This window comes from Archaeoglobus veneficus SNP6 (assembly GCF_000194625.1).
Taxonomy (GTDB): Archaea; Halobacteriota; Archaeoglobi; order Archaeoglobales; family Archaeoglobaceae; genus Archaeoglobus_C; species Archaeoglobus_C veneficus.
In genome coordinates this window covers 1,857,385-1,870,149 of record NC_015320.1, presented here as the reverse complement: position 1 = coordinate 1,870,149, position 12,765 = coordinate 1,857,385, and the positions used below count along the sequence as shown (strand labels likewise).

The following is a 12,765-nucleotide window of genomic DNA, read 5'->3' as shown; positions in this document are numbered from 1 at the left end:
CAGAGAGATGCATGAAGACGTTGACGAGATATTTACAGAACTCATGAAGGAAATCAGAAAGCTTGAGAAGTCCAGAAGAATATCGGTCGAACACGAAGAGTTATTAAAAAAGGCTGTGGGGTGGCTAAAAGATCATCAGCATCCCGAGGGGTACTGGGGATATGAGTCCGTGGCAGACACGTGTTTAGTTCTTTTAGCACTTTCAATGTATGAAATAAGAAAAAACGAGGAGTGGCTCATAAAAGGCAAGTATCCCGGAGGAATTAAAAGGAGCGTTGAATGGCTTAAGAAGACTCAAAACATAGACAATTGGGAAAACAACCTTTGGGATACCTCTATTTGCTTACAGGCTCTGTACAGACTTGGAGTGCAGGATGAATGGGTCATCAAAAGTGCTGAATGGGTTAGAAACAAGTGCGAAAGGGAACCAAAAAAATTTCCCGTTCATCATTTAGCACAGGCGTTGAATGTCTTAAATCTTGCCGGGTATGACGAATGTGCCAAAAAAATAACAGAGATCGTGATATCGAAGGTGGAAGAGAGAATAGAGAATAAAAAAGGTGACGAGTACCTATACGACCCGTACGTGACGGGTCAGATACTTGATGCTCTCGTTCGTTCAGGAGTCCCCGTAACACATAAAGTCTTAAGAGCTTGTGAGAATGATCTAAGAAGATTTTTAGAAGAAAAGAAAGTGAAAGGAATAAGTGAGGGTGCGTTCCAAGACGTTACGATGGCGCTTTTAGGCTTGGCTAGTTTCCTCGGGGGCGGTGATGATGAACTTGTAAATGCAGTAGTAGCAGAAATTTTTAAATCTCCAGAAAGATATAAAAAAGATGGATGTTGGTATCACGATGCTAAAAAAACAGCCTTTGCACTTTTAGGGCTGAGTAGAATAAAAGAAGTCAGAAAAATCGATGAATTCCCCTATAAAATCTATACGCTCATTGCCCGCTATCACGAAAAAATCAGGGATTGCATAGCAGAGTTAGAAAAAACATATGAGAAAAGAATCAAAAGAGGGTATTTACTGCTTACATTGATTTACATTCTACTAATGGCTTCAGTTTTTGCTATAATCGAGTACGGAGTGGAGTCGCCAATCTCCCAGCTGCTTTTAGGAAGCCTGATAATACCCGTGCTTTTCCAGATTTCACCCTACTTTAAGAAGTACATCCTGCCATATCTCAAAAGAGGTGGTAAGAAATGAATCTGAAAAATAAATTGAAAGTGATCGTTTTCGATTTTGATGGGGTTCTTGTTGACAGCTACTCATGCTTAGGGCCAGTGTATGCATACATTGCAGAGCGCATTGGGTTAAAGGGTTCTGCAAGGGATGAATTCGTTAAAAAAGCTATAAAATACGAAGACGAGCAAGATGCTTTGGGAAATTACGACAGAAAGAAATGGTGGCCAAACCTCTTTAAAGAATTCAACATTCTCATCAACGAACAGAAACTTGATGAATTGCTCCAGATTTTTTGGGAAAAAAGAGCTGAAGAAAGCGGGATTGTAAAGGATTGTGAGAAGATTCTAAGATACCTGAAGGAAATAGACATCAAGCTTGCTATTATGGCGGGAGATGACGGGAGAAAAAGCTTAAAACGGAGGAGGATTGAAAAAAGTGGGCTCAGTAAATTTTTTGATAAAATTTTAATCGTAGGAGAAGATGTGAAAAATAGAATAGAGGGAATAGAACTAATAAAGAAAGAATACGAGCTTTCTGAGGGTGACAAAATTCTCCTAGTAGATGATAAACCATCGCCGATTAATGAGGTTGCAAATCTCAAAGATGTAGTAACTGTGAAAGTGGAGTTTGAAGGTCCTCTTAAGCTGGCATGGGCTGAGGAGTGCAATCCCAGATTTAGAATTAAAACAATTGGTGAACTAAAGGATATCGTGGAAATGCTGCTGCAATAGTTTAATTCCAAGAGCTTTTTGATCTTTTTTAATCAGGCGGCCCTTTGTCAACTCAATGAGATTCTTGAGGGTGCGAGACGAAAGTGTTCCACCCTGAGGAAAGACTGAAGAAAGGAGAGTGCAGACTTGAGTTTGAATAATTCTTAAAGATAGTTATAATTTTAAGTATAATGTAATATATAACAATACAAAATCAAAAATTTCTTATTGAAATTATCATAGAAGGTACTATCAATCTAAAATTCAGCTTCGGTTCTCAGCACTCTGATACCAAATTCTCTCTATTGCCTTTGCTATGAGCTTTACTCTCTCTTCTAAAAAGCTTTCATAATTGTCCACGCTCCACAGATCTTCATTCATAGGTATAAAGTGCTTTTCGACCTGCTGCAGGCAAAAACGTTGTATGTACGGGCCGGGAGGGATTTGAACCCCCGACCGGCGGATTAAGAGTCCGCTGCTCTTCCTGGCTGAGCTACCGGCCCTCACCGAAGACGGGGGGTGTGCGTCGTTCACAACCCCAGCCATAGACAGCAACCTCGCTATTTAAGTCTTATCCCCCCTACTTCGGACTGATATTTAAGTGGTAGAGTGAAGTTTCAGGGCGCAGCGAAGATTGGTCGGGCTTGTAAACCTTATGAGCGACCAACGGCAACGCTAAATAGCTGCAGAAAAATTTAGATGCGATGGTAAAGCAGTGGCGATTTGTTGGTTTTGACGACGGATTTTCGGGTTTCACGAGCAAAAATGCGTGCATCGTCGGCTGTGTTACCGCTGGAACGTACGTTGAGGGTTTTCTCTATGAGAGAATTGAAGTCGATGGATTTGACGTATCGGAGAAGATAATTTCGATGATAAATGACTCAAAGTTCAGGGAGCAGATAAGGTGCATCTTTCTGCCCGGTATAACCTTTGCAGGCATGAACATAGCGGACATTCAGGAAATACATCGTAACACGGGCATACCCGTTGTAGTTGTAATGAAGAAGCTCCCCGACTTCGATGGAATGGAAAGGGCGATTAGCAGAACCGAAAATCCAGATGAAAGAAGAAGAATACTTGAAAAAGCAGGAGAAATCAAACCTCTCTTCAGCCTTTTCGTCCAGCTTGCGGGATGCTCTGAAGAGGATGCGAAAAACTACATCAGGGCATCAACGCTCAAGGGAAACACGCCGGAGTGTCTGAGGATTGCACATCTTGTTGCCTCTGCAATAGTCTACGGGGAGTCGAGGAAGGCGTAGAAAAGGTATAGAAAACACGACAACTTTATCTGTGTTCATGGTTAAAGAGAAATGTATGAGTATTGATGTTATAGAGAGACTTGTTAGAAAAGGTGAAGAAACCGACAGAATTCTGCCGGTAGCGCTCATGTTTGTGCCGCCCGTTCTCACGTTTATCGGCGTGCTGCTGATGATAGCTAGCTCGAAAGAGCAGCAGTATTACCACCACTACTACCACGGTTACTACTACGAATATGCCAGCACAGAACCCGATTACACGCTTCTCGCTTTGGGCTTGCTTTTCATAGCTGTGGGGGCTGTCGTTGGAGTGTATATTGTGTACTCACTCATTTCAAGGCGGAACGCCCATATGGAGAGAACTCTTACTCTATATGATGCAATATCGAAACATGTTGAAGACCAAGACCTGTCAGCAAGGCTGAAAGAGTCCGTGCTCAGGATGAGGGCTGAGCAGGGTGAAAGCAAAAATCCCATCCTCTGGATTGTGATTTACCTTCTATCGAATGTCGTCCCGCTGCTCGGAGTCTTCGTGGTAGTTTACATATTCCACTTTCTGAACAAGGATTTTGTAAAACATGACAGAAACGAGAGAATCATCCTCGAGCAGCTCTCGTCAGTCCTGCCAATGGGAGACACACTACAGATGACCAAGATAGGCAAGTTTCCGGACAGAAATACCGTGATATACTTCGTTCTCACCCTGCTGACTTTCGGCCTCTTTGAAATATACTGGTTCTACACCTTAATCAGAGACCCTAACGAGCACTTCACGGAACACAGGATTGTTGAGGCGAGAATTCTTGACGCGCTGAAAAGCACCCAGTCAGGATAGCAGTCCTTTGCCCCTGATTACAACTTCTTTCTTCGCTTCATCAAATTCAACGACGTCTCCAAGGAACTGACGAATAACGTAGGCGTTACTCCTCTGATGCAGCGATATTTCCGAAGTCGTGTACCTCGTTTCTCCCCTCGCAACCGCTGCAAAGGGCATAATCTGGTCCGCAAGGTGCACATCGAAACAGGCTTTGCTCTCCATTTCCTTCAAAAGCATTTGTGCCGCTTCTTCTCCGACAATTTCTGCTCGTTTACCTCTCTCCCCGAGGGCGCTACCGCCTTTGTAGCCACACCACAGGGTTATGCCGCTTCCCGTTGAAAAGTCCCTTCTGACCTCACAGCTTATCTCTGCATTGTAGCCTCTCGATTCAAGAACTTCTTTGGCTGCCTTCGCCTGCCTTTCCGCAACGTGGGCCGGGAGGTTGGAGCAGTGGCTTATGCCTTTGATGATGTCGCAATCAAACTCGGAGAACTCAAATCCTTCAAGCTTTGACGGGGAAACCGAAACCCTTACGACTCCACCGCCCTTCGGGTAGTAGCCTCTGGCGAGAACGTCTATCTTAACTCCGGCTTTCAGTGCGGACAGCGCTTTTAACGTCACGTTGCTGACGTAGTCAACTGGGGGACTCCACTTCACGTCGGTTCCACCCTTTATCTCGAAAAAGCTCTCCTTCTCTGCAGCGAGGGATGGAAGAAGAACAGTCTGGAGAATGAGTGTTACGCTTCCAGCAGTGCCTATATCAATCCTGAATTTTCCTCCGTTCAACTTTCTAGGCCTGAATACCACGCGTGTAGAGCCGATTTTAAGCCCTTCGACGTCTGCATCGCTTATCAGCTTTGCAGCCTCTATGCCCTTCAGATGCTGCATCGCGAGTCCGGGTTTCGGCCTGTTAGCCCTTATGTTGTAAACTTCAACCGCCTCACCTGTCAGACACGAGAGGGCAACAGCAGTTCTCAGAATCTGTCCACCGCCTTCCCCATAACTGCCATCTATCCGAATCATTGTGCTGAGTTTGCTGGAGGGGATTAATAAGGCTTGGCAGAAGGGATTAAGTATTTATAAATGGCGCAGCGGTTCGAAAACGGTAAACTTAAAAGCATATGGTAAATCTTAAATTATTAATCGATACAGTTACGAGGTGGACACATGCCCGAATCCGAACCAAAGGTTGTGGCATTCCTCTGCAGGTGGTGTGCGTACGCCGGAGCCGACACTGCCGGAATTAGCAGGATGAAGTACCCAGCGAATGTCAGGCCGATCAGAGTCATGTGCTCCGGCAGAGTCGATACTATCCATGTTCTGTACGCGCTCAGGAAAGGAGCAGACTGCGTCCTCGTAGCGGGCTGTCATCCTGGCGACTGCTACTACATGAAGGGCAATCTCTACATGCGCAGAAGGATGGCTCTGCTCAGAAACCTTCTCGAATTCGTTGGTATAGAGCCAGAAAGGCTTCAGGTAAGCTGGGTCTCCGCAGGCGAGGCTAAGAAGTTTTCGGAAGTTGCAGAACACGTCGTTGATGTTGCAAAGCAGCTTGGAAAGAGCAGATTAAAGGCGGAGTGGGAGGAGGGGCAATGAATATTGCAGACGTTGCGCTAAAGGCTCTTGAAAACGTAGATGCGCTCATAGGATGGGAAAAGGGCGACGAGTTTTGCGCAAAGCCCGCGATTGTTAAAAGTGCAGATGACGTCAGTAGGCTGATAATTTCGGCAGCATGTTCTACAAACCTCGTGAGGTTTTTGAGTGAGCTTACGGGTGAGTATGACAAAATAGCGATCTTCGTTAAGGGATGCGACGCGAAGAGCCTTGAGAGGCTGGTAAAGGAGGGAAAAATCGAAAGAGACAGGCTTTATATCCTGGGCGTACCCTGTCGTGGAGTTGTAGATGCAAAGAAGGCGTACAGACTGATTGAAAGGGAGAAAATCAAAGCTTCTCTGGCAAAACTCGTTGAGGAGGAAGACAGCTTTACCATAAGCGATGGCGAAAAGAGTGTCAGGGTTAGCAGAAACGAGCTCCTTGCTGCATGTTGCCTGACGTGCAGAAACCATAATCCGGAGATATACGACGTTCTGATTGGTGAACCTGTTGAGCGGGCAGAAGACGACTTCAGCGATGTAAAGCAGATAGAGGCGATGAGCATTGAGGAGCGCTGGATATTCTGGAGTTCAGCGCTTTCGAGGTGTATAAGGTGTTTTGCATGCCGGGAAGTCTGCCCCCTCTGCTACTGCAAGGAGTGTCTTGTTGACCCAACGAACGTGGTTGTGACACCGGCAACGTCAGCGTACGAGAAGGCCTACAAGCCCATGTGGATTTCCCGCGCAGCAGAACTTCAGGAGAACATCATCTATCATCTCACGAGGGCCATGCACCTGGCTGGCAGGTGTGCTGACTGCGGGGAGTGCGAGAGGGCCTGCCCGATGGAAATACCAATCAGGCTCCTAATGAGGAAGGTCGAGAAGGACTCAATCGAGCTCTTTGGCACCTCAGAGGTCTTTGCAGAGGTAAAGGAAGATGACCCGGGAGAGTTCATAATCTGAGGTGGTTTAATGGAGTTCTTCGCTACGGCTGACGAAATAATTGACTGGCTCGTTTCAAAGCTTGAAAGCCACACGGTTTACGTCCCCAGGAGCTTTGGATTTGAAAGGGTAAGCTCATCCGAAGAAATAAAAGTTGATGTGCCCCTGACTGTAACACCTCCAAAGAACCTGTTTTTCCCCCACACTGAGAAGCTGATGATGTTTGGCAGAAGAAACGTTACAGAGATTCTGCCGGAGAAGGAGAAAAAAATCGTGTTCGGGATAAGGCCGTGCGACGTCCACGCACTGAAGGTGCTGGATACGGTCTTTTTATCAGACCCCGCCGACCCCTACTACGGAACGAGGAGGGGCGACACGATTCTTGTAACTCTCGCCTGCACGGAATTGTGCCCGGGAAGTTTCTGCGATAAAGCGGGCATAGAACTCGAAGGTGATGTGGTGATAACTCCTCTCGGCGAGGGTTACCACGTTGAAGTGAGGAATGAGGAACTCGCTGAAGAGTTCGGCAGCTTCAGAGCTGCAAGCGAGGAGGAAAAAGAGGAAGCAAGTAAAAGAAGAATCAGCTCAAAGCAAGCCTTCAAAGTGGAGTGGTTGAAGGATGCGTTCGAAGACGAGGTGTGGGAAAAAGTAGCGAGGTTCTGCATAGGGTGCGGAGTATGCACGTACCTCTGCCCCACATGCCACTGCTTCGACATCACGGACAGCGGAAACGTGAGAATCAGGACATGGGACTCCTGCCAGTTTCCCTATTTCACAATGCACACCTCTGGCCACAATCCCAGGCCGGAGAAGAAGCACAGGCTTAGGAACAGGATTTACCACAAGTTCTCCTACTTCCCCGAAAGACACGGTTTCTTCGCTTGCGTCGGCTGTGGGAGATGCGTTCGCATGTGCCCCTCGCGCATAGACATCAGGGAGCTTGTGCTCGGGAGGGATTAAGATGGTAGAAGCAGAAAACCCCTACATCCCGAAACCAGCGGTAATCGAGAAAGTCATCCCCGAAACGGAAGGGGAGAGAGCGATCAAGACCTTCAGAGTCAGGCCTATTGATGGCGAATTCAACTTCGTACCGGGTCAGACTCTCATGGTTTCGGCTTTTGGTAAAGGCGAGAGCATGTTTGCAATCTCCACATCTCCAACGAGGAATAGCATAGAGTTCACCGTTATGAGGGTTGGAAGGGTGACAACGGCCTTACATCAGATGAAAAAGGGAGATATTGTTGGTATAAGGGGTCCTCTCGGTAACGGATTTCCCGTGGAGGGGTGGGAGGGTAAGAACGTCGTGCTCATAGGCGGTGGAATAGGCTTTGCTCCTCTGCGTTCAATCCTTCACTACATTCTCGACAACAGGGAAAAATACGGAAAGCTGATTGTTATAAATGGAGCAAGAACTTCGCGGGACTTGGTCTATTTGAACGAGCTGGAAAGACTGATGGATTCCGAGGATGTGTGGCTTTCCGTTGATAGAGACGAAGAGGGCTGGTTCAAGCTCAACTGGGATAAGCCAGATGAAAGCGAAATACCGGAGGGTGTGAGAAAGCTCGTGGGCTTCGTTCCGATGGTTGTTGCAGCGGTTAAGCCTTCTCCAGACAACAGCGTTGCCGTGACGTGTGGCCCGCCAATCATGATTAAGTACGTCATCGAAAACCTCCTGAAGCTTGGATTCAGAGAAGAGCAGATTTACACGACGCTCGAGAACAAGATGAAGTGCGGGATAGGTAAGTGCGGGCGATGCAACATAGGCAGCGTTTACGTCTGCAAGGACGGCCCGGTGTTCAGGTACGACTTCATAAAACAGCTTCCGCCTGACTTCTGATTTTTTAATTTCCCCTCTAAATTTCCGTTTTGGCAGTTACTGATCTACCAAGATTTGGTAGGATGGGACGGTCGCACCTGCCAAGTTACAGTAGTCAATAAACTCAGGGCTCGAGTCCCCTGTCCGTAATCCTGAACGTGCAACTCTCACCTTCTGGCTTCGAGCGGTGCTTTACGAGCGTAGCTTTCCTTTCTGAATTGGATCTTTCAAGAGCTAATATAACCTTGGAGAGGTGGTCTATGCTCGGTCCTCCGAGTGGTTTGTCCTCCCCCGTTTTCACGTCTGTAAACATCTGGTTCGTGATCACTACCGCAAGACCGTACTTCCTCGCGAGGCCAAGCAGAAACGTGAGCTGGTGGACGAGTTCCCTCTTCATCTGAACCGCTCTCTCATCCTCGAGTTCGCTGCGGTAGAGGGCTGTGAAAGAGTCAACAATAACGAGCCTGACTTCCTCTTTCCTGCAGAGCTTTGCCAGCTCCTTTATTGCCACGCTCTGCTGTTTAAAGTCGAAAACGTCGTAGATGTACACGTTCTTGAGAACTTCGCCCTTCTCGAAAATCTGTTTGACTCTCTCGCCTGAGAGACCCTCGGTGTCTATGTACGCAACCTTTCCAAATCTCAGGGCGGTGTTGTAGGCCAGCATCAAACACAGTGAGGTTTTTCCGGTGGCACTCGCCCCATAAATCTGCGTAATCGTTCCAGTTTCAAATCCTCCGCCGAGAAGAGAGTCTATGCACCTGCTTCCCGATGGGAGCCTCAGGAACTCCATTTCAAGTCCTCCTCAGATATTCTTCATGACCTCTCTGTAAACCACCGGTAGAGGCTTTTTCAGCTCGCTGGCAATGGCCTTGACATCCTCAAACTCCGGCTTCACCACTGCAACGCCAGGATACGAAATCTTAACCCTCACTTTGAACTTCTTTCCGTCGATTTCCACTTCTCTGATCTCCTCCTTTCTCTCCGCTACGAGTCTGTGGTACACGGGAATTATCCTGACTCCTATTGAGCCCGTTTCTTCCATTATTAGCTTTGATAGCTCCTCACTCTTTTCCAGCTTCGTAATCGCCCTTATCAGCACCGCTGGCCTGCCCTTTTTGCCAATAACCTGAACGGCATTTACGTCGAGGGCAAGCTTTGAAATCTGCTCAATTGCATGGCCAAGCAGTTCCCCGCTTGCATCATCCACTGTCGTTTCGAGTATGGCAATTGAATCGTGGGAATGGCACTCCCCGAGAATCAGCCTGAGCAGGCTTCTTTTCCCTGCAGAATAGCTCACCGACCTGACCGTGAACGGCAGCTTTAGCGTACCCTCGCAGAAGTGCGACAGAATTGCTGCTGCAGTCGGTGTCAGGAGTTCGCCCTCGCCCCCAAATACAACTTCGAGTTTTGAATTCTTGAGGATTTCAAGGGTTGCAGGAGCGGGGACAGGGATTTTACCGTGGCTTATCTCTACGTGTCCACTACCCAGCCTTATGGGTGTGGCAAAGAACCTGTAGCCCTGCCTCCTGAGCCTTATCAGGCCTGTCACCGCAGATACCACGTCAAAAATCGCATCATCGCTGCCAACTTCGTGGAAAACCGCTTTTTTGTAATCTCTGCCGTGAACAACTCCTTCGGCCCGTGCAAGCCTCTCAAATATTGCTTTCGCCTCCTTTTTTACCTCTGCATCGAGGTTTGAAGATTCTATAATCTCGATAACTTCTGAAAACTCTCTATCTTTTTCTTCCCCACTTACTACAACCCTTTTTGCTACTATACCGCTTATAACCGTCTCTTCAACGCTAACTGAAACTCTCAAGCTGAGCGTGGACACGATCTCTGACAGATCATTCTCACTGAGCGAAACGCCGAGCAGAGAGGCTACAATCATATCTCCGCCAGCACCGCTGAAACCATCGAATATCGCAATCTTCATCCGACGGAAGTTTTTTTATACGATTTATTTAGATTGTTATCATGGCATCGGAAATAATCCTTAAAGTGAATCAGGCTTATCCGAGTGATTCGGGAAGAGGTATTGCGAGGCTTGATCCAGATGCAATGCTCAAGCTTCAGATTTCGCCAGGTGACATCATCGAAATTGAGGGTAAACGCAAGACCGTTGCAAAGGTGTGGAGGGCTCCAAAGCGTGACTGGGGACGGGGAATAATTCGTGTTGATCGTTTCATAAGAGAGAATGCAGGAGTTAGCGTCGGCGATACGGTTAAAGTCAGAAAAACCGCCTATCAGCCTGCGAAGGTTGTAATTATTGCTCCTCTCCGCAAAATGGACTTCAGGGTTTACGGAATGGATATTGGAGATTATCTTAAGCACCAGCTTCTCAAGAGGCCCGTTATAGAGGGTGACCTCATTCCTCTCATCGGCGCTCCAGCCCTTGCAGGCTTCGGCAAGTACGGGCAGAATCAGGCACTTCTCTTCGTTGCGGTCAAGACGGAGCCCAAGGGCGTCGTCATAATCGACGAGCTTACGAAGGTCGTGTACCGTGACAGGCCTGCCAAGGGATTTGAAAGGCTTGGCAGGGGTGGAGTTACCTACGAGGACATTGGTGGACTAAAAGAGGAACTCCAGAAGGTCAGGGAGATTATAGAGCTACCCCTCCGATATCCGGAGCTATTCCAGCGCCTTGGAATCGATCCGCCAAAGGGTGTGCTCCTCCACGGCCCGCCCGGAACTGGTAAGACGCTGATAGCGAAGGCTGTTGCCAACGAAATCGGGGCGAGCTTCTTCACGATAAACGGCCCTGAGATAATGAGCAAGTTCTACGGCGAGTCGGAGCAGAGGCTTCGTGAAATCTTCGAAGAGGCGAAGGAGAACGCACCATCGATTATATTCATCGATGAAATCGACTCAATTGCTCCAAAGAGAGAAGAAGTGACTGGAGAAGTTGAGAGGCGTGTCGTTGCACAGCTTCTTACCCTGATGGACGGACTGGAAGAAAGGGGCCAGGTGATAGTCATAGGTGCAACGAACCGCATTGATGCCGTCGATCCAGCACTGAGGAGGCCTGGTAGATTTGACAGAGAAATCGAAATTGGTGTGCCAGACAGAGAGGGCAGGTTCGAGATTCTGCAGATACACACCCGAAACATGCCCCTCGAGCCAGAATACAGCAGGGAGTTCGTCCTTCCAGCCCTCAAGAGTCTGAAGAAGGCTCTTGAGGAGGAAGGAGAGGATGCCAGCTTCGTCAGCATTGCCATCGAGGAAGTAGAAAAGTCTGAGAGGAAGGAGGAGATCAAGGAGATTGTGGAGAAGATAGTTCCTCCAGAGATGCTCCCAGAACTTGAGAGAGATATACTCAGAAGTATGCTGAGGGCAATAGCCGACCAGACCCACGGTTTCGTCGGAGCGGACATCGAGGCGCTGTGCAAGGAGGCTGCAATGAAAGCACTTCGGAGATATCTACCTCACATAGACCTGAACAGCGAGGAGATACCGGCAGAAGTCCTTGAATCGATAAGAGTCACGTTCGACGACTTCAGGGAAGCGATGAAGGGAATAGAGCCCTCAGCAATGAGAGAGGTTCTCGTGGAGATTCCAAAGGTGTCTTGGAAGGATGTTGGAGGGCTTGAGGACGTCAAGAGGGAAATTGTCGAGGCAGTGGAGTGGCCACTCCGCTATCCTGAGAAGTTCAGGAGGTTCGGAATTCGCCCTCCGAAGGGAGTTCTGCTATACGGCCCACCCGGAACTGGTAAGACGCTGATAGCGAAGGCCGTTGCCAACGAAACCAAGGCGAACTTCATAAGCGTCAAGGGCAGCGAACTGCTCAGCAAGTGGCTGGGTGAGAGCGAAAAAGCTGTGAGGAAAATATTCAGAAAGGCAAGGCAGGTGGCACCCTGTATAATCTTCTTTGACGAAATAGACGCCATAGCGCCAATGAGGGGAATCGAGGAGGGTAGCAGGGCTGTTGAGAGGGTCGTCAACCAGCTCCTGACAGAAATGGATGGTCTCGAAGACCTTGAGGGAGTCATAGTGATCGGGGCAACAAACAGACCCGACATCCTCGATCCTGCGCTGCTCAGACCAGGCAGGTTTGACAGGCTTGTGTACGTAAGGCCACCAGACAAGAGAAGCAGACTTGCCATCTTCAAGATTCATACCCGCAGCATGCCCCTCAGCGACGATGTGGATTTAGTGGAGCTTGCAGACATCACGGAGGGATACGTTGGAGCGGATATTGAGGCAGTGTGCAGAGAGGCAGTGATGCTCGCTCTGAGGGAGAACATGGACAGCGAGAGGATAGAGATGAGACATTTCCTCGAAGCGCTGAAGAAGATAAAGCCGAGCATAACGGAGTCGATGCTGAACTTTTACGAGAGATTCGAGGAGAAGTCGAAGCAGGACAGGGCAAAAGTTACTGCAAAGACTTTCGTCGGCTATGGATGACCCTTCCAAAATTTTATATACGTTCGTGTTAATTTTTGA

General features: G+C 48.1%; 12 protein-coding genes and 1 tRNA gene. 9 read left to right on the top strand and 4 right to left on the bottom strand.

The annotated features are described in order from the left end of the window. Window positions 1-7: 7 nt before the first annotated feature. Both ARCVE_RS10510 and ARCVE_RS10505 read left to right on the top strand, forming a co-directional pair. Entirely contained in the window at window positions 8-1,210 is a 1,203-nt protein-coding gene (locus ARCVE_RS10510; RefSeq protein WP_013684753.1) for a prenyltransferase/squalene oxidase repeat-containing protein, read from the top strand. Continuing rightward, window positions 1,207-1,920, top strand: a complete 714-nt coding sequence (locus ARCVE_RS10505; protein ID WP_013684752.1) for an HAD family hydrolase — start codon at window positions 1,207-1,209, stop codon at window positions 1,918-1,920. The genes ARCVE_RS10510 and ARCVE_RS10505 overlap by 4 nt, the downstream gene beginning before the upstream one ends. A 408-nt stretch (window positions 1,921-2,328) precedes the next feature. On the opposite strand, the gene ARCVE_RS10500 is transcribed toward ARCVE_RS10505, so the two are convergent. Then, window positions 2,329-2,402: transfer RNA gene (locus tag ARCVE_RS10500), tRNA-Lys, on the bottom strand. A gap of 201 nt (window positions 2,403-2,603) precedes the next feature. Between ARCVE_RS10500 and ARCVE_RS10495 the strand changes: the two genes are divergently transcribed. After that, a complete protein-coding gene (locus ARCVE_RS10495; RefSeq protein WP_013684751.1) occupies window positions 2,604-3,158 on the top strand; it encodes an endonuclease dU in 555 nt (184 codons plus the stop codon). 55 nt (window positions 3,159-3,213) lie between these two features. Then, on the top strand, window positions 3,214-3,990 hold the full coding sequence (locus ARCVE_RS10490; RefSeq protein WP_198002003.1) for a DUF4234 domain-containing protein: 777 nt from the start codon (window positions 3,214-3,216) through the stop codon (window positions 3,988-3,990). Here the strand turns inward: ARCVE_RS10490 and rtcA are convergent. Further along, window positions 3,982-4,995, bottom strand: a complete 1,014-nt coding sequence (rtcA, locus tag ARCVE_RS10485; RefSeq protein ID WP_013684749.1) for an RNA 3'-terminal phosphate cyclase — start codon at window positions 4,993-4,995, stop codon at window positions 3,982-3,984. The two genes, ARCVE_RS10490 and rtcA, sit on opposite strands and share 9 nt — an antisense overlap. 144 nt (window positions 4,996-5,139) lie before the next feature. Between rtcA and ARCVE_RS10480 the strand changes: the two genes are divergently transcribed. From ARCVE_RS10480 to ARCVE_RS10465, 4 genes are read left to right on the top strand one after another with little or no spacing between them, the layout of a single operon-like run. Further along, the gene (locus ARCVE_RS10480; RefSeq protein ID WP_013684748.1) at window positions 5,140-5,568 is read left to right on the top strand and encodes a hydrogenase iron-sulfur subunit; all 429 of its coding nucleotides are present in this window, start codon (window positions 5,140-5,142) and stop codon (window positions 5,566-5,568) included. Beyond that, window positions 5,565-6,527: a Coenzyme F420 hydrogenase/dehydrogenase, beta subunit C-terminal domain gene (locus ARCVE_RS10475; RefSeq protein WP_013684747.1), complete on the top strand. Its 963-nt coding sequence runs from the start codon at window positions 5,565-5,567 to the stop codon at window positions 6,525-6,527. Before ARCVE_RS10480 ends, ARCVE_RS10475 begins: the two co-directional genes overlap by 4 nt. Before the next feature lie 9 nt (window positions 6,528-6,536). Beyond that, complete coding sequence (locus ARCVE_RS10470; protein ID WP_013684746.1) at window positions 6,537-7,466, top strand: 4Fe-4S dicluster domain-containing protein; 930 nt, start codon at window positions 6,537-6,539, stop codon at window positions 7,464-7,466. A gap of 1 nt (window position 7,467) precedes the next feature. Next, on the top strand, window positions 7,468-8,343 hold the full coding sequence (locus tag ARCVE_RS10465; RefSeq protein WP_013684745.1) for an FAD/NAD(P)-binding protein: 876 nt from the start codon (window positions 7,468-7,470) through the stop codon (window positions 8,341-8,343). Between the two features lie 103 nt (window positions 8,344-8,446). Here ARCVE_RS10465 and radB read toward each other — a convergent pair whose 3' ends face one another. After that, window positions 8,447-9,112, bottom strand: coding sequence for a DNA repair and recombination protein RadB (gene radB, locus ARCVE_RS10460; protein ID WP_013684744.1), 666 nt, complete (start codon window positions 9,110-9,112; stop codon window positions 8,447-8,449). 12 nt (window positions 9,113-9,124) lie between these two features. Beyond that, window positions 9,125-10,258: a nickel pincer cofactor biosynthesis protein LarC gene (gene larC / locus ARCVE_RS10455; protein ID WP_013684743.1), complete on the bottom strand. Its 1,134-nt coding sequence runs from the start codon at window positions 10,256-10,258 to the stop codon at window positions 9,125-9,127. 41 nt (window positions 10,259-10,299) lie between these two features. Here larC and ARCVE_RS10450 point away from each other — a divergent pair, with 41 nt between their 5' ends. Further along, on the top strand, window positions 10,300-12,726 hold the full coding sequence (locus tag ARCVE_RS10450) for a CDC48 family AAA ATPase (protein WP_013684742.1): 2,427 nt from the start codon (window positions 10,300-10,302) through the stop codon (window positions 12,724-12,726). Window positions 12,727-12,765 lie beyond the last annotated feature (39 nt).